The sequence below is a fragment of the Paenibacillus campinasensis genome (assembly GCF_002272015.1).
In the GTDB taxonomy this organism is placed as follows: Bacteria; Bacillota; Bacilli; order Paenibacillales; family Paenibacillaceae; genus Paenibacillus_AQ; species Paenibacillus_AQ campinasensis.
The window spans coordinates 17,599-34,575 of record NZ_NPBY01000028.1; the positions used below are offsets into that span (position 1 = coordinate 17,599).

Sequence of the window (16,977 nt, forward strand, 5' to 3'; positions counted from 1 at the left end):
TGCGTCATATCAAGGAGGGATACCGTCATGCTGAAGCCTGAAGCAAACAGACAGTCCGAAGAGATTCAGAAGGATCGGGCCTCCGATCATGCCTCTTCGGGTCCGGTGTCCGGACATCAACCGGACTGGAGCCGACTGACCTCAAGCAAGGAAGATCCGGCTGGCCGGGAGTCGACGATGTTTGATATCGACCGGATGATCAATGAAGGTCTGGGTGGAGGCAATGTGACCGAGGACAACGGCTGGATCGGTGCCTCCACCACCGATACGATGAAGCAGGTGAACGAAGCGCCGCGAGAAGCGCAGGAAGGAGATGACTGATGGATATACAACGTGCAATGGATATATATAACGCCAGCGAAACCTATAAGGTGAGCCTGGAAGGCGAGCCGGTATGGATTGAGCATGTGGACCCGCATAATGGCATGGCGACAGTTCAGGTCGGTTCGCGTCCGACCAATACGCTGACCGTCAACGTGGACAGGCTCAAGGAAGATGAATAGCAGCATGCTCCCGGCTGCCTAGCTGCTGCCTTATGCTTCATTCTGTATGTGCACCGATATACAATGATATAGATGCGATATCGAGATTAAGCGAACGTCAAACACCTTTCATCCGATTCCGTGCTTGTACATGAAGGCCGGGCGAGGATAAAGGTGTTTTTTCATAACTGCACCCAGCGCTGTAGATGAAGATATGCGGTATGCTGCCGGATTATGTTTGGACTCCGGGCTTCCTTGCTGATCAACAATCCTTGCAGGGGGGAAAGCGGACCGATATAATGAAGATCAGGTTATTGCAGCATGGATAGGGGACAAGTTGTTCATCTTCATGCAGCAGGATAAAGGTGGGTTAACGGTGGATAAAAGCCATAGCGAAGCACAGTTCCAACTGACCTCCTCGGGGCCGGAGGATACACAGCGGCTGGCTGCCTGGCTGGCAGACAAGGCGGAGCCGGGCACGGTGATCGGGCTGGACGGGGATCTCGGGGCCGGGAAGACGGCATTCTCCCAGGGCTTTGCGAAGCAGCTGGGCGTCAGCGGCGTTGTGAACAGTCCGACGTTCACGATTATTAAGGAGTATGCGGGACGGCTCCCCCTGTATCATATGGATGTCTATCGGCTGTCGCTGGATGAGGCGGACGAGCTGGGGCTGGATGAATATTTTTACGGAGATGGGGTATGCATTGTGGAGTGGAGCCGTCTCATTACGGAGCTGCTGCCGGAGCAATACCTTCATATTCACATGGAGACGATCGATGAGTTTCACCGCACCATCACGCTGACAAGCGTTGGCGAGCCGTACGGCAGCTGGTGCCGGGAATTGACTGAAAAATGGGGTAAATAGAAAATGAATGATCATAACACAGAGCCGCGCCAGCGGTTTTTGGCGTTAGATACGTCCACGGCGCAGCTGGCCGTGTCGGTGCTGGAGGAAATGACGCTGCTGACCGAAATGAACACAAGCGCAGAGCGCAACCATTCGGTGCATCTTCATCCGGTCATGGCCGAGGCGCTGCAGCAAGCCGGGATGACGATGGACGAGGTAAGTGGCATAGCGGTCGGCGTCGGCCCCGGTTCTTATACGGGCATACGCATTGCCGTTACGGCAGCCAAAACCTTGGCCTGGACACTGAATCTGCCGGTCGTCGGCGTGTCCAGCCTGCACGCGCTGGCATGGGGCGGCCTTGTGGCTGCGGTGAAGAATGGGCAGCCGCCCGAAGGCGGCAGCTGGATCGTTCCGCTGCTGGACGCGCGGCGCGGGCAGGTGTATACCGCCCTGTTCGGGACGGAGGGCAGCGAGATGAGTGCGCCGGTGCGTCTGGAGAACGACGGCATCCGTCTGATGCAGACGTGGCTTCAAGAGATTAAGGAGCGGATTGCCGGGCTGCCTGAGCAGCGCAGGCCGCAGCACGTCTTTTTTGTCGGCGAGGTCGACATTCATGCCGAGGCGGCAAGGGAGCTGGAAGGATTCGCGGGGACCGGGGTATCGATTTCGCCTTATTCGCTGGAGGGCCGCTGGGTCGGGTATCTCGGCGCCAAGCGGCTGTTGGCCCAAGAGGCGGACGAGCCGCATTCGCTGGTGCCGAACTACACACAGTTGTCCGAGGCGGAAGCGAACCTGCTTCGGAAACGGTGAAGGGAGCGTCGGAACGAGTGAACGAGTCGCAATCGAGCGCGCCATGGGATGAGGAAGGCTTGAGCTTCAGATTAATGACGGAGCAGGATATCCCTGATGTTCTGGCCGTGGAGAGGGAAGCCTTCACCGTCCCCTGGACGGAGGAAGCGTTCCATAATGAACTGAAGCTGAACCATTTTGCTCATTATATGGTGATGGAATATGAAGGCCGGACGATCGGGTATGCCGGCATGTGGACGATCGTAGATGAAGCGCATATTACGAACATTGCCCTCAAGGAGGCCTATCGCGGCCGCAAATGGGGGGACCGGCTGTTAACGGAGCTGATGAAGACGGCGGCTTATATGGGGATGGAGAAGATTACGCTGGAGGTCCGGGTGTCCAACCATGTTGCCCAGAGGCTCTATTTGAAAAAAGGGTTCAGGCCAGCCGGCATCCGCAAAGGATACTACTCCGATAACCATGAGGATGCGATGATTATGTGGGCGGACTTGCCTCCCTACCGGGAGGACGAAGGCACGGAAGGAAGTCAAAGGCTATCATGAATGATATAAAGACGGATCGGCAGCATAGCTGTATATTGGCGATTGAGACAAGCTGTGACGAAACCTCGGTCGCTGTGGTGAAGGACGGATGCGAGGTGCTCTCCAGCGTCATCGCCAGCCAGATTGAAACCCATAAGGCTTTTGGCGGGGTGGTGCCTGAGGTGGCCTCGCGGAAACATGTCGAGAGCATTACGAACATAATAGAGGAAGCCATCCGCGAGGCCGGCATCGGGAAGAACGATTTGTCGGCGATTGCGGTGACGCAGGGGCCCGGGCTGGTCGGGGCGCTTCTCGTAGGAATGATGGCGGCGAAAAGCCTGGCGTTTGCCTTGAACAAGCCGCTGATTGGCACGCATCATATTGCGGGGCATATCTATGCGAACCGCTTCGTAGGCGAGATTGAATATCCGACGATGGCGCTGGTCGTATCCGGCGGACATACGGAGCTGGTGTATATGAAAGAGGAAGGCAGCTTCGAGCTGATCGGCAGAACGAGAGATGATGCGGTGGGCGAAGCGTACGACAAGGTAGCCCGTGCGCTCGGGTTTCCGTATCCGGGCGGGCCTCACGTGGATCGTCTCGCGCTTGAAGCCGAGGCGGCAGCCGATTTGCCGCGCGTCTGGCTGGAGGCGGACTCCTATGACTTCAGCTTCAGCGGACTGAAATCCGCGGTGCTGAACGCGGTTAACCAGAGCAAGATGCGCGGGGAAGACGTGCCGGCCGGAGCGATTGCCCGCGGCTTCCAGGAATCGGTGGTGGAAGTGCTGGTGGAGAAGGCCGTCCGGGCTGTGAAGCAGTTCGGAGCGAAGCAGCTGCTGCTATGCGGCGGTGTGGCTGCTAACAAGGGCCTGCGGACGGCGCTGACAGACCGCTGCGAGGCCGAAGGGATTCAGCTCACCATCCCGCCGTTTAAATATTGCACGGACAACGGGGCGATGATTGCGGCGGCCGCACATCTGAAATGGAAGCGGGAGCGTCAAGATCCGCTTGATTTGAAGGCAGATCCGCAGCTTTCGCTGGAAAGCTGGATGTAAGTCAACACGTTAGCGGCATGCTTGGCATGCTGTGGCGATGGCATGCGATAGTTCCATGAATATTCCAGAGGGCAGTTCCGGGTTGACCGGATGCATTCCCCTTGCAGACGTTCGTCGAGATGAGATCTTGACTTGGGCGGCGGCTGCCGGGAGTGTGTCCGGTCCAAACGGGACTGCTCTTTTTTATCGTGATGGAGGTCGCAAGTACGTCCGCAAAAGTGTGGCGATTCTTGTCAAGATGTGCACAACGTTATCCACATATCCTGTGAAAATTGTGTATAAGTAAGAAAAATGTCGAAATAACGGCGTTTGAAGACGGATTGAAAAGAGGGGATATTCTTTTCAGAAACCCGGGATTTTTTTGTGGATAATGTGAATAATTTAGTGGATAAAGCTGGATATTGCGCGGAAATGGGTGCAGAACAACAAAAAAATGGCCGCGAAGGCCATTTTCAAATCCTACTTATACACTAAAGCTGGGGATAACGCTGTGCATAAGTGCAATATTCGATTTTGAAACAGGTTTGTGAAATTTTTTTATTCCTCCAGCAGGGACTCCCATTCGGCAAAAATTTGCTCCAGCAATTCTTTTTTGTTGTCGACGGTTTCCTGCCGCTCCTGAAGCGCCACATAATCCTGAAAAATTTCTGGACGGGTCATCTCTTCTTCAATCTGGGCAATCTCCGTCTCCAGTGTATGAATCTGCTCCTCCAGGCTCGCCAGCTTCCGTTTGCGGCTGCGCTCCTCCCGTTTCGCCTGCTTCTCGGCTTCAAAGGATACTGCGCCCTGCTTCTCCGGAGCCTCCGGTTTATTCTCCGTCTTGGCCGAATGCCGCGCAAAGGGCTCGGAGGGCTCATCGTTGAAGTCCAGCAGCTCCTGCTTCTTCTCGGTGTAGTCGTCGTAATTGCCCAGGAAATGCTGAACGCCGTCCGGATGAAGCTCGACGATGCGCTCGGCCATTTTGTTCAGGAAGTAGCGGTCATGGGAGATGAACAGGAGTGTCCCCTCATAATCCATGAGGGCGGATTCCAGCACCTCTTTGCTATACAGGTCCAGATGGTTGGTCGGTTCGTCCAGAATGAGCATGTTGGCTTCAAGGAGCATCAGCTTGGCCAGAGAGACCCTGGCTTTCTCCCCGCCGCTTAATGAGCTGATCTTCTTGAGCACATCTTCGCCGCTGAACAGGAAGTTGCCAAGCACGGTCCGGATTCGGGCTTCTTCCATATGCGGATAAGCACTCCACAGCTCTTCCAGCACGGTATGGTTCGGATTGAGCTCCGATTGCTCCTGGTCGTAATAACCGAGCTTGACCTTCGTGCCCCACTGAAAGCTTCCCTCTGAAGGCTGCATCGTGCCGATCAGGCATTTGAGCAGCGTGGATTTGCCGACACCGTTGGGCCCGATCAGCGCCACGGTCTCGCCGCGATGCAGATCGAAGGAGACGTCCCGGAACAGCGGACTTCCCGGTTCAAAGGCGACGGATAAACCGCTCACCTGAAGCACGTCTTTGCCAGACATATATTCCACTTCAAACGAAAAGTGAGCCTTCTTTAGCTCCCCCATCGGTCTGTCCATGCGATCCATCTTTTCCAGCGCCTTGCGCCGGCTCTGCGCACGCTTGGTCGTTGAAGCCCGGACCAGATTGCGCTGAATGAACGCCTCCATGCGGGCAATCTCATCCTGCTGCTTCTCGTACTGCTTCATCTGGGATTCGTATTCGGCCGCCTTCAGCTCGATGTAGCGGCTGTAATTGCCGGTGTAACGCTTCGAGTGGCGGCGTTCAATCTCGACAATGGTCGTCACGAGCCGATCCAGAAAGTAGCGGTCATGGGACACAACGACGAGTGCGCCTGCATAGCCGCGCAGGTAGTCTTCGAGCCAGGTCAGCGTGGCGATGTCCAGATGGTTCGTCGGCTCGTCCAGCATCAGCAGGTCCGGAGCTTGCAGCAGCAGTTTGGCCAGCGCCAGCCGGGTCTTCTGCCCGCCGCTGAGCGTGGCGATCGGCGTGTCCGGTGCGAAGGAGCCGAAGCCCATCCCGTGCAGTACGCTGCGAATCCGCGTTTCGATCTCATACCCGCCGTGGTCCTTGAACCAGTCTGAGCGGACGGCGTAGCGGTCCAGCAGGTCCTGGTAGCGCTTCGGGTCCTCGCTCGATTTCGGATCGGCAATCAGCTGCTCCATCTGGCGCAGTTCCCGTTCAGTCTCCAGCAGCGGGGTGAATACGTCGAGCATTTCCTCCCAGATGGTCCGCTCGGATTGCAGTCCGCTATTCTGGGCGAGATAACCGACGGTCGTTTCCTTGGCCTTGAAGATTTGTCCGCTGTCATAGGACATCTCGCCTGCGAGTATTTTCAGAAGGGTCGACTTGCCTGCGCCATTAACGCCGACAAGACCGATCCGCTCTCTTTCCAGCACCTGAAGATGGATTCCTTCAAGCACAGGGGTAACACCATATAATTTCGTAATGCCATTAGCTTGCAGCAGCATATGATAAGGAACCTCCATATTTCTGTATGCATCGATGATATGCAAATCTTCTATTCTAATTTTCAGTTTACATGAAAATGGTCGAACAATCGACCTTGAAAGAGGCTGGGGGGATTCTTGGCGAACGAGGGTAACAGTGGTAAACTAAACTTAAATCAACGTGAGGGGACAGGTCATGTTGCCTTTTGAGAGTGAGTATCAGATCGGACCTCCGGCCAAGCAGCAGCGTCAGTTGAAACAGCAGCTCAGGCAGCAGATGTCGAAGCGGCGAGATGCGCTTGCCGAGAAAGCGCGGCAGGAGCTTTCGTTCCTTGCCTGCCGGCATGCGGCCCAGCTAATGGAGCAGCGCGGCTTGCAGCGGATGCTGGTCTACGTCCCGTTTCGCTCCGAGCTGGATTCCCGGCCGCTTGTTGAATGGGCGTGGGGGGCAGGCATCGAGGTGCTCGTGCCGCGAAGCATTCCCCGCGACAGGTCGATGGAGCTGTACCTGCTGCGCAGCTGGGATCAGCTCGTACCGGGAGCTTACGGCATTCTTGAGCCGGACCCTGCTGCTGCAGAGCGGCATGAGGATGCTGCCCCGGAGATCGTGTGGGTCCCGGGACTTGCTTTTGACAGGAAGGGCGGCAGGCTCGGATACGGGGGAGGGTACTACGACCGGCTGCATGACAAGTTGAACAGGCTGCGTCAGGACCCGGAACGGAATGCGCCTGGCACAAGCAAGAGCACGATGTGGATGGGGCTTGCCTACGAGATTCAAGTCGTGGATCAGGTGCCCATGGACAGGCATGATGCGGTACTGGACGGCCTGGTTACGAACGAGGGCTGTACGACACGAAACGAGCAGCATACGGAGGGTGAAGGATGGAACTGAGTCATTTTAACACACAGGGCAGAGCCCGCATGGTCGATATTAGCGACAAGGAAGTGACCGCCCGCACGGCCACGGCCCGCACGACGGTTACGATGCATCCGGATACCCTGGTCAAAATTCAGGAGGGCAAGATCGGTAAAGGAGACGTGCTGGCGGTGGCCCAGGTGGCTGGCGTTATGGCGGCGAAGAAAACAGCGGACTTCATCCCGATGTGCCACCCGCTGCCGCTGACCGGAATTGACATCACGTTCGCCGATAATGCGAAGGACGAGCTGTATGTCGAGGCCACAGTGAGAACGACAGGCAAGACGGGGGTTGAGATGGAGGCTTTGACGGCCGTTTCGGCTGCGGCGCTGACCGTCTATGATATGTGCAAGGCGCTTCAGAAGGATATGGTGATCGGGCCGACGATGCTGGTTCGCAAAACCGGCGGAAAAAGCGGCGATTACATAAAGGAACAGAGCGAGCAATGAATTAAAGAGCAGGATAAATACAAAGTTTCGGATAGAGAGGGAAGGGAGAGGGGACTTCATGGTGTGGAAAACGGCGATCCTGACCGCGAGCGACAAAGGCGCGCGGGGGGAGCGTGAAGATACGAGCGCCCAGGTTATCCGGGAACTGGTGGAAGAAGAGCTTGGTGGAGAAATTATTGAATACCGGATCGTCCCGGACGAGCAGGATGAAATTATTGCGGCGCTGATTGAACTGACAGACTACTATCAGCTGGATCTGGTGCTGACAACCGGCGGAACGGAGCTGGCGATTCGGGATGTCACACCAGAGGCGACCAAGCGGGTCGTCGAACGCGAGGTCCCTGGCATCGCCGAGGCGATGAGAGCGACGGTCATGCAGAAGAACCGGGCGGCGATGCTGTTCCGCGGAATATGCGGCATCCGCGGGCGGACGCTGATTCTGAACCTGCCGGGGTCCCCGAAGGGTGTCCATGAGAATCTGGCGGCCGTCATGGATCAGCTTCCCGAGGCGCTCTTGATGGTGACGGGGCAATACCGGGAGCAGTTGTAGGACAGATCGGACAGGCGTTTCAGGCTTGTCGAGCCGGTAATTCTTTCGCGCTTTCGCGCTTTTTGCAAGAACGTCATCTGTATAGTTGTTAAATATTATGGTATGCTGGAATCAATGTGACAATGATGGCAAGCTGTGCCGGAGTATCGACTGTGGACAAATATCCCAATAGGTCCTTGAAGGTCAGCAACACAGGACAAGGAGGAAACATAGAATGGGTAGTACAATAGGTGTACCGGGCTTAATCTTGCTCGTGATTTTGGCGCTGCTGTTGTTCGGTCCGAATAAATTGCCGGAGCTTGGCCGTGCGGTCGGAAGAACGTTCCGTGAATTCAAGAACGGCGCCCGTGAGATTATCGAAGACGAGCCGGCTCCGAAGAAGGAAGATCAAGCTCGCCAGACGGCGGCAGTGGAAGAAACGAAGGCGGATAACAAACGTCTGCCTGAATAACGGTTGGTGTGGGAATATCCCTTCCTTCGGGAGGGATTTTCTTATGTCACGGGTTACAGATAGGATGGTGTGAGTTCAAATATGTCTGATCAAATGAAGCAAATGGCGTTAACGGAGCATTTGGGCGAGCTGCGCAAGCGGATCATTGTGGTCCTCATTGTATTTGTAGCCGGGCTGATTGCGGGGCTGTTCGTGGCGGATCCGATATACAGATACTTGATTGAAGCGAAGCATGCCCGCACGTTCGAGCTGCATGCGCTCTCTTTTTGGGATGGCATTGGCATTTACATGAAGATTGCAGCCGTGTTCTCGCTCGTCATCTCGATTCCGTTCATCATCTACCAGCTCTGGGCCTTTGTGAAGCCAGGACTACGCAAGGAGGAGCAGAAGGCCACGGTCGCCTATATTCCTTATGCGTTTCTGTTGTTTATTGTCGGGGTGCTGTTCGGTTACTATATCGTCTTCCCGATGACCTTGACGTTTACGACAACGATCACCCAGAACATGGGACTGACGGAGACGTACGGAATTATCTCGTATTTCAATTTCATGTTTAATCTGGTGCTGCCGCTGGCGCTGGTGTTTGAGCTGCCGCTGGTGGTCATGTTTTTGACGAAAATCCGGATATTAAATCCGTTAAGATTGAAAAAGATGCGCAAGCTGGCCTATTTTGCACTGGTCTTTATCGCGGTTGTTATTACGCCGCCGGATTTCATCTCCGATTTCCTGGTGACGATTCCGCTGCTGCTGCTGTATGAGTTCAGTGTGTTCCTGTCGGCAGCGATCTACCGGAAGCAGCTGGAGGCGGATATGGAAAGAGAAAGCCGGTATGTGCAGGTCAGCGAGGACGACAACTAGGCAGTTCAGGCTCAGCGGGCGATGGGTTCAGCAGGGAAGGAGCTTACTGACAGGCTGCCAAGTCATTCAACAATCAGGATATTAACAGTGGACAGATCGTGACCTATGGAATAAGCGATCTGTCTTTTTTTATGGGCGGTTCAAGGGAGCGGGGGTGCCGGCAGCTCGTGTGGCCGATGGATCATGGCCGGCAGGCCGGATTGCTGAGTCTCGTGCCTACAAGCTCGTTCAATTGCCGGACCATGTCGACGGCGGTAGCTTTGAAGCCCTGCCTCGCCCATTCCATCACAAGCCCCAGAGCTGTCGTTATGGTGTAGCTGATCAGGAGGTCGTCATCGATCTCTTCAGGTCGGCCACTCAGCAGCCGGACCGTGGTCGATTGATGCGACCGAATCCGGCTGTACAGTCGCTGATGCAGATTGGCAGGAGTGGCCAGCAGCGCCTGGAATACCGGCCGGTGTTCATAGATATAGCGAAAGATTCGTAGTGCTTCAGCAGCCAGCTGATTGGCGTGGAGCGTTCGAGATCGTACATAGGGGCGAATCAAGACATGTCCCAGACCGTTCAGAAAATCGTTTGTCACCCGCTCAAGCAGTTCGTCTTTATCCGCAAAATGTTCGCGGAAGGTATCCGGATGGGTGCCCGCTGTTCGGACGATATCGGAGAGGGTTACCTGATCGTAGCCTTGATCCAGAATCAGCTCGATCAGGGCGGACTTCATCGCCTGGGTGCTGTGCTCCATGCTGCATTCATCGGTGAGCTCATACATTATTGATCACCTCGACCTCGCTTTAGACTTCAGAATCCGACAGGTTAAGCGTGCGTTTCTTCATAACATATCGGTCAGGAAGCGGGTTTTGATAAATTTCGAGGCCGGTTCCGGCCTTGGCAGCGACGGGGATCGACACGCGGGATAATAGGCATATTTCGGTCAGGCTTGGATACAATGGTGAGGGGTGTTTTCAGCCATGGGCAAGCAGGATTTCATGTCCCAAAAAATTGATCAAAAAATGAGCAAAGGGCTTGAAATCTTGTGACAACTTGAGTATCATAAAGTTGGTTGTTAGCACTAGCAGACGTCGAGTGCTAATACATATGGCTTTTTGTAATAAAAGCATGTACAACATATTTAAAGGAGGCTATTTTTCATGATCAGACCTTTAGGTGAACGCGTATTGGTAGAACCGATCGAACAAGAAGAAACTACGGCATTCGGGATTGTACTTCCTGATTCCGCTAAAGAAAAGCCGCAAGAAGGCAAAGTCATTGCTGTAGGCAGCGGCTCCCTGAAAGACGGTGTTCGCGTACCTTTGGAAGTGAAGGAAGGCGACCGTGTCATTTTCTCCAAATACGCCGGAACAGAGATCAAATATGAAGGTAAAGAATACTTGATTATGAAAGAAAGCGACATCCACGCGATCTTAGGCTAATCACGCGCCTGCATATATCATGTTTGAATATCCATAATCGACTAGGGAGGTATGTTATACCATGGCAAAAGATATTAAGTTCAGTGAAGAAGCCCGTCGCTCAATGCTTCGCGGTGTAGATGCTTTGGCTAATGCAGTAAAAGTAACGCTCGGTCCTAAAGGCCGCAACGTGGTGCTTGAGAAAAAATTCGGAAGCCCGCTCATCACGAATGACGGTGTAACCATTGCTAAAGAAATCGAGCTGGAAGATGCATTCGAGAACATGGGTGCTCAGCTTGTTAAAGAAGTTGCTACGAAAACAAACGATGTTGCCGGTGACGGTACAACGACAGCTACTGTGCTCGCTCAAGCGATGATTCGCGAAGGGCTGAAGAACGTAACCGCTGGCGCTAACCCTATGGTTGTTCGCAAAGGGATCGACAAAGCGGTTAAAGCGGCTGTAACCGAGCTGCACAACATTGCTAAAGAAGTGAAAAACAAGCAGGAAATCGCTCAGGTTGCTTCCGTGTCCGCTGCGGACGAAGAAGTAGGACAATTGATCGCTGAAGCGATGGAAAAAGTGGGCAAAGACGGCGTTATCACCGTTGAAGAATCCCGCGGCTTCCTGACAGAGATGGAAATCGTAGAAGGTATGCAATTCGATCGTGGCTACATCTCTCCATACATGATTACGGATACGGATAAAATGGAAGCTGTGCTTGAAAATCCATACATCCTGATCACCGACAAAAAAATCAGCAACACGCAAGAAATTCTGCCAATCCTTGAGAAGATCGTACAACAAGGCAAATCCCTTGTTCTGATCGCAGAGGACATCGAAGGCGAAGCGCAAGCGATGCTGATCGTGAACAAGCTGCGCGGCACATTCAACGCTGTAGCTGTTAAAGCGCCTGGCTTTGGTGATCGCCGCAAAGCGATGCTGCAAGACATCGCTGCTCTGACTGGTGGTCAAGTGATTACCGAAGAGCTTGGTCTTGACCTGAAATCCGCAACGATCGAGCAGCTCGGTACCGCTCGTCAAGTGCGTGTAACGAAAGAAAACACCATCATCGTTGACGGTGCAGGCAACAAGGAAGACATCGAAGCTCGCGTGAAACAAATCCGTACGCAGCTCGAAGAAACCACTTCCGAGTTCGACAAAGAGAAGCTGCAAGAGCGTCTGGCTAAACTGGCTGGCGGCGTAGCCGTAATCAAAGTCGGCGCAGCTACGGAAACTGAGCTGAAAGAGCGCAAACTGCGCATCGAAGATGCTCTGAACGCTACGCGTGCTGCTGTGGAAGAAGGTATGGTATCCGGTGGTGGTACGGCTCTCGTGAACGTATACGCTGCGGTTGCTGCTGTAGACGCAGAAGGCGACGAGAAGACGGGCGTGAACATCGTGCTGCGTGCGCTTGAAGAGCCAATCCGTACGATCGCTGCGAACGCGGGTCAAGAAGGCTCCGTCATCGTTGAGCGTCTGAAGAAAGAACAAATCGGTATCGGCTACAACGCTGCTACTGACGAGTGGGTGAACATGTTCGAAGCAGGTATCGTTGACCCTGCGAAAGTCACTCGCTCCGCACTGCAAAACGCTGCTTCCGTAGCAGCGATGTTCCTGACGACTGAAGCGGTGATCGCTGACAAGCCTGAACCAGAAAAACCAGCTGCTGCTCCAGACATGGGCGGCATGGGTGGAATGATGTAATAAAAGGTTCAACAACCCTGCAATATGGCAAGATGAAGGGCTCCCGGGAGGGAGCCTTTTTCATTAGCATTACGAATATAATCACACTTCTTGCACGATGTATCCATTTGTATTGATGGCGCAAGTGACCGTCGCCTCCACTTCCGTTTACCAGGTGTATCTTCTTCATGTCCCCAGATCAGGCAGCATCTCTAAGAGAATCTCAGTTTAGTACTTTACAATGTAAAATAAGGAAGATAGAATAGATGAGAGTGATAATCAATATCAATAAAAGAGGGAGATCGAGAAAAGGGGGACGTGCTAGCTTAGACTATACGAAGGATACAGATCATCTTAACATCTTACACCAGGAGTAACAGGATGGCTTTACATAGCTTGAGCAACATGCTGCAAATGTTGGATAGTTTCTCGAATTCATAAATAGAAAGGTATGAAAATCAATGACAACCGATCGTAAGTTCATCTTTAAGTCGATTGCTATGATCATGGTTCTGCTGATCGCATTGGCAGGCTGCTCCTCTAATTCGCAGACCTCCGCACCTGTATCTGAGGAAACGCCTACGACTACTGCATCGGAGGAGAATACGGAAACACCAACTACAGAAGCTCCAGAAGCTGAGGGAGCGGACGCCGAATTCCCGATCACCATCCAACATGCTTTGGGCGAAACGGTCATCGAGAGCAAGCCTGAACGGATCGCAACCATCCAATGGGCCAATCATGATGTCGTACTCGCTCTCGGCGTTGTGCCGGTAGGCTTCTCTGCCGCCAATTTCGGTGTGCAGGATGATAGCGGCCTGCTGCCTTGGACTGCCCAGAAGCTGGAGGAACTCGGGGTGACGAACCCTAACGTTTTCCAGGATACCGACGGCCTTGATTTCGAAGCGATCTCCGATTCGGATCCCGATGTCATTCTGGCCGCATACTCCGGCATCTCGCAGGAAGATTACGATATACTCAGTGAAATCGCGCCGGTTGTACCCTATCCAACAGCTCCTTGGGCGACCACATGGAGAGAGCAGGTTATTTATAACGCAACCGGGATGGGGATGAAGGCCGAAGGGGAGCAGCTTATTCAAGATACGGAGGCCATGATTGACGAAAAGTTAAGCGCATATCCGCAAATTGAAGGCAAGAAAGTTGTCTGGGTCAATTTCTCTGCGCAAGACTTGTCCCAGCTGCATATTTATACCCCTATTGATTCCCGCGTCTCCTTCTTGCATGAACTGGGGATGACGTATCCGGACAGCATTACAGAGCTCATTACAGACCCGAACAGCTACTCCTTAAAATTAAGCGCTGAGAATATCGAGGCGCTGTATGATGCAGATCTCATCGTCGGATATGGCAATGATGAGCTGTATGAAGTGCTGAAGGCCGATCCCGTGATCGGCAAGGTTCCGGCAATTGCGCGAGGCTCCGTTGCCTTTATTACCAGTGACACGCCGCTTGTAGCAGCCGGCACGCCGAATCCGCTGTCCATCGCGTTTACAATTGATGAGTATCTGGAGTTAATCGGAGGAGCTATTGACAAGATCAATGAATAGTTCTCCAGCTTTGATGAGGAAAGGTCATCGGCCGCATGTTCCGAAGCATTTTTCCATTGTCCTGTTGGTGGGGATTGTGCTGCTTGGTGCGGCCATCCTCGCTTCGTTAACGCTAGGAGCCCGAGTCGTTCGGTGGCAAGAGTTAATCGATGGCCTGTTTCATCCTCATATCGATTCCTTTGGGGCGAATGTGGTTCGGAAAAGAATTTCCCGAACCCTGTTCGGCTTGTTTTGTGGAGGAGCCCTTGGGGTTTCGGGAGCACTGATGCAGTCGGTTACGCGCAATCCGCTGGCTGACCCCAGCATCCTTGGCGTCAACACCGGGGCATCTTTATTTGTCGTTGTCGGGATTGCTGTATTCAGTATAACGACGGCTAATGAATACATATGGCTGGCACTGGCTGGCGCTGCAATAACTGCAGTCTTTGTATTCGGGATCGGCTCGATGGGGCGCGGAGGAGCTACGCCGATTAAGCTTGTGCTGGCCGGGGCGGCCACCAGCGCCGCGCTTTCTTCGCTAGTGTCGGCGATATTGCTCCCGCGTTCGCATGTGATGGATCAGATCCGGTTCTGGCAGGTCGGAAGCGTTGGAGCAGCCAGCTGGAGCTCGATTCTCACGTTTCTCCCTTTCTTAGCCGTTGGCATCGTGATTGCCGTGGTCACTGCACCGGCGTTAAATGCTTTGGCACTCGGAGATGAGGCGGCCAGCGGGCTTGGCGTGCGGACCGGGGTGCTGCGGCTTGTTGCCGCATTCGGCGGTGTGATTCTGTGTGGAGCGGCCACAGCGCTGGCTGGGCCCATAGGATTTATCGGGTTGTTAGCCACCCACGTCATGCGGCTTGTCCTGGGGCCTGATCTGCGCTACGTTATTCCGATGTCGGCTTTGGCGGGGGCCATCATCTTAACCTTATCCGATGTATGCGGCCGATTGATCGGCAGCCCGGGTGAGGTTGAGGTCGGCATTGTGACCGCGTTTATCGGGGCACCTATCTTAATCATTCTAGCGATCAGATCGAAAGTGCGTTCATTATGAAGAATCAAGCTTATGAATTTATCATGTCAGGCAGACGGCATCGACGCCGCCGCTGGTTCCTTGTTACAGGTATTCTGCTGATGCTTGCATGCATGCTATGTACGGCCATGTTGCTGCTCGGCAATACCATTTACCCGGTCCAGGATGTCATTCGGGCCCTTTCCGGCGAGCAGATCAAGGGAGTATCCTTTGCCGTTAATACGATTCGACTGCCAAGAATGCTGGCTGGGCTGTTTGCAGGTTTTGCATTTGGCATCGCCGGCTATATATTTCAAACGATGCTTCGCAATCCTCTGGCCAACCCCAATGTCATCGGAATCACGTCAGGTTCGAGCGCTGCCGCCGTATTTTTCATTACGGTGCTGCATTCCGGCCGGACTCTCGTATCTATTGCCGCTGTTGTCGGCGGCCTGGCCACGGTCATTGTGATGTACGTATTATCCAGAGGCAAATCGTTTTCCATCGGACGCTTGATCCTGGTGGGCATTGGCATACAAGCGATGCTGGATGCTGTGGTATCGTATCTGTTAATCATTAGTTCACAGCAGGATTTGCCGGCGGCGTTCCGATGGCTCAGCGGCAGTCTGAACGGTTCACAAATGCATGAATTACCGCCTCTTGTTCTCACGGTTCTGGTATGCACCCCCATGCTGATCATGCTGGGCAAACACTTAAGTTTACTGGAGCTGGGTGAACAGTCAGCCACATCGCTTGGCGTGAATACCGACAAGACGAGGGCCGCGCTCATCGTAGGCGCCGTCTTTATGATTGCTATTGCTACCGCGACGACAGGGCCGATCGCTTTCGTTTCCTTTCTGGCAGGACCGATCGCCAATCGATTGGTTGGAATCGGGGCTTCCAACCTGATTCCGGCCGGGCTTGTCGGGGTGAATTTGGTGCTGGCAGCAGATTTGATCGGACAATTTGCTTTTGTGTACCGATTCCCGGTGGGCATCATTACCGGAATCCTTGGCGCGCCTTATCTGGTCTATTTGCTAATCCGAATGAATCGAAAGGGAGATCTATAACGATAATGAAACAGACACATGTGTTGCAGGCGGAGCAATTAGTAGCAGGTTATGACCAAAAGCCGATCATTCACGGGATAGACCTGACGATTCCCAGCCACAAAATAAGCGTAATTATAGGGGCCAACGGCTGCGGCAAATCTACGCTTCTGAAAACGCTGGCACGGCTGATCAAGCCGATATCGGGATCGATAACGCTGGACGGCAAAGGGATCGGTAGAATCCCTTCCAAACAGCTGGCGCGCATGATCGGCTTGCTGCCGCAATCTCCGATCGTGCCGGAGGGCATTTCGGTGGCCGATCTGGTTGGCCGGGGGCGCTTTCCGCATCAGTCCTTGTTCAGCGGCTGGTCAAAAAAGGACACAGAAGCGGTAGCCGAAGCGATGAGCATTATGAATATTGTCGAGTATGCCAACCATCATATTGACGAGCTTTCCGGCGGACAAAGGCAACGCGTCTGGATTGCCATGGCGCTGGCGCAGCAAACTGATATTCTATTCCTTGATGAACCGACCACGTTTCTCGATATTACCTATCAGGTGGAGATTCTGGATCTGCTGACAGACTTGAATCGGAAGCATGGCACCACGATTGTGATGGTGCTCCATGATATTAATTTGTCCGCGCGTTATGCGGATTATATCTTTGCCATGGACAGCGGAAGGCTCGTTGCCGAAGGACCCCCGTCCGAGGTCATTACAAGCGCCATGGTGAAGGATATTTTCGGCCTGGATTGTGTCGTTATTGCGGATCCGCTGTCAGGTTCTCCTTTCGTCATCCCGAAGGGCCGGCACCACATGGACTGCTGACCTCAGATCCTCGGGGATAGCGAGGCATGAATTTATGT

19 protein-coding genes are annotated in these 16,977 nt (G+C 53.8%); 17 read left to right on the forward strand and 2 right to left on the reverse strand.

The genetic code is table 11. The annotated features are described in order from the left end of the window. The first annotated feature begins 27 nt into the window (after positions 1–27). The 6 genes from CHH67_RS08660 (at position 28) to tsaD (ending at position 3,718) form a co-directional block, all read left to right on the forward strand. Positions 28–321: a hypothetical protein gene (locus CHH67_RS08660; protein ID WP_095264775.1), complete on the forward strand. Its 294-nt coding sequence runs from the start codon at positions 28–30 to the stop codon at positions 319–321. Then, a complete protein-coding gene (locus tag CHH67_RS08665) occupies positions 321–503 on the forward strand; it encodes an H-type small acid-soluble spore protein (protein ID WP_095264776.1) in 183 nt (60 codons plus the stop codon). The genes CHH67_RS08660 and CHH67_RS08665 overlap by 1 nt, the downstream gene beginning before the upstream one ends. Positions 504–831: 328 nt before the next feature. After that, on the forward strand, positions 832–1,347 hold the full coding sequence (tsaE, locus tag CHH67_RS08670) for a tRNA (adenosine(37)-N6)-threonylcarbamoyltransferase complex ATPase subunit type 1 TsaE (protein WP_095264822.1): 516 nt from the start codon (positions 832–834) through the stop codon (positions 1,345–1,347). 3 nt (positions 1,348–1,350) lie between these two features. Further along, positions 1,351–2,139, forward strand: coding sequence for a tRNA (adenosine(37)-N6)-threonylcarbamoyltransferase complex dimerization subunit type 1 TsaB (gene tsaB, locus CHH67_RS08675; protein ID WP_095264777.1), 789 nt, complete (start codon positions 1,351–1,353; stop codon positions 2,137–2,139). Between the two features lie 74 nt (positions 2,140–2,213). Continuing rightward, a complete protein-coding gene (rimI, locus tag CHH67_RS08680; protein WP_095264823.1) occupies positions 2,214–2,684 on the forward strand; it encodes a ribosomal protein S18-alanine N-acetyltransferase in 471 nt (156 codons plus the stop codon). Beyond that, positions 2,681–3,718 (forward strand): tRNA (adenosine(37)-N6)-threonylcarbamoyltransferase complex transferase subunit TsaD, encoded by a 1,038-nt coding sequence (tsaD, locus tag CHH67_RS08685; protein ID WP_095264778.1) that lies wholly within the window; start codon positions 2,681–2,683, stop codon positions 3,716–3,718. The genes rimI and tsaD overlap by 4 nt, the downstream gene beginning before the upstream one ends. Before the next feature lie 537 nt (positions 3,719–4,255). Here tsaD and CHH67_RS08690 read toward each other — a convergent pair. Further along, positions 4,256–6,205 carry an ABC-F family ATP-binding cassette domain-containing protein gene (locus CHH67_RS08690; protein WP_095264779.1) on the reverse strand — a complete coding sequence of 650 codons (1,950 nt, stop codon included), beginning with the start codon at positions 6,203–6,205 and terminating at the stop codon, positions 4,256–4,258. Positions 6,206–6,380: 175 nt separating this feature from the next. On the opposite strand from CHH67_RS08690, the gene CHH67_RS08695 reads away from it, so the two are divergent. From CHH67_RS08695 to tatC, 5 genes are all read left to right on the forward strand, one after another. Further along, positions 6,381–7,076 carry a 5-formyltetrahydrofolate cyclo-ligase gene (locus tag CHH67_RS08695; protein WP_095264780.1) on the forward strand — a complete coding sequence of 232 codons (696 nt, stop codon included), beginning with the start codon at positions 6,381–6,383 and terminating at the stop codon, positions 7,074–7,076. Then, the gene (moaC, locus tag CHH67_RS08700) at positions 7,067–7,549 is read left to right on the forward strand and encodes a cyclic pyranopterin monophosphate synthase MoaC (RefSeq protein ID WP_095264781.1); all 483 of its coding nucleotides are present in this window, start codon (positions 7,067–7,069) and stop codon (positions 7,547–7,549) included. Before CHH67_RS08695 ends, moaC begins: the two co-directional genes overlap by 10 nt. Positions 7,550–7,607: 58 nt before the next feature. Then, a complete protein-coding gene (locus tag CHH67_RS08705; protein ID WP_095264782.1) occupies positions 7,608–8,099 on the forward strand; it encodes a MogA/MoaB family molybdenum cofactor biosynthesis protein in 492 nt (163 codons plus the stop codon). A gap of 214 nt (positions 8,100–8,313) precedes the next feature. Then, positions 8,314–8,550, forward strand: a complete 237-nt coding sequence (tatA, locus tag CHH67_RS08710; protein ID WP_095264783.1) for a twin-arginine translocase TatA/TatE family subunit — start codon at positions 8,314–8,316, stop codon at positions 8,548–8,550. An 81-nt stretch (positions 8,551–8,631) separates the two neighbouring features. Then, positions 8,632–9,408 (forward strand): twin-arginine translocase subunit TatC, encoded by a 777-nt coding sequence (gene tatC / locus CHH67_RS08715; protein ID WP_095264784.1) that lies wholly within the window; start codon positions 8,632–8,634, stop codon positions 9,406–9,408. A 181-nt stretch (positions 9,409–9,589) separates the two neighbouring features. Here tatC and CHH67_RS08720 read toward each other — a convergent pair whose 3' ends face one another. Then, a complete protein-coding gene (locus tag CHH67_RS08720; RefSeq protein ID WP_095264785.1) occupies positions 9,590–10,177 on the reverse strand; it encodes a TetR/AcrR family transcriptional regulator in 588 nt (195 codons plus the stop codon). A 379-nt stretch (positions 10,178–10,556) separates the two neighbouring features. Between CHH67_RS08720 and groES the strand changes: the two genes are divergently transcribed. The 6 genes from groES to CHH67_RS08750 all read left to right on the forward strand — a co-directional run bounded on the left by groES (position 10,557) and on the right by CHH67_RS08750 (position 16,939). Beyond that, entirely contained in the window at positions 10,557–10,838 is a 282-nt protein-coding gene (groES, locus tag CHH67_RS08725; RefSeq protein ID WP_095264786.1) for a co-chaperone GroES, read from the forward strand. Positions 10,839–10,899: 61 nt separating this feature from the next. Continuing rightward, the gene (groL, locus tag CHH67_RS08730) at positions 10,900–12,522 is read left to right on the forward strand and encodes a chaperonin GroEL (RefSeq protein WP_095264787.1); all 1,623 of its coding nucleotides are present in this window, start codon (positions 10,900–10,902) and stop codon (positions 12,520–12,522) included. A gap of 440 nt (positions 12,523–12,962) precedes the next feature. Continuing rightward, entirely contained in the window at positions 12,963–14,069 is a 1,107-nt protein-coding gene (locus CHH67_RS08735) for an ABC transporter substrate-binding protein (protein WP_095264788.1), read from the forward strand. A gap of 13 nt (positions 14,070–14,082) precedes the next feature. After that, positions 14,083–15,102, forward strand: a complete 1,020-nt coding sequence (locus CHH67_RS08740; protein ID WP_244908129.1) for a FecCD family ABC transporter permease — start codon at positions 14,083–14,085, stop codon at positions 15,100–15,102. Then, on the forward strand, positions 15,099–16,130 hold the full coding sequence (locus tag CHH67_RS08745; RefSeq protein ID WP_095264790.1) for a FecCD family ABC transporter permease: 1,032 nt from the start codon (positions 15,099–15,101) through the stop codon (positions 16,128–16,130). The genes CHH67_RS08740 and CHH67_RS08745 overlap by 4 nt, the downstream gene beginning before the upstream one ends. Positions 16,131–16,135: 5 nt before the next feature. Beyond that, complete coding sequence (locus CHH67_RS08750; protein WP_095264791.1) at positions 16,136–16,939, forward strand: ABC transporter ATP-binding protein; 804 nt, start codon at positions 16,136–16,138, stop codon at positions 16,937–16,939. Positions 16,940–16,977 lie beyond the last annotated feature (38 nt).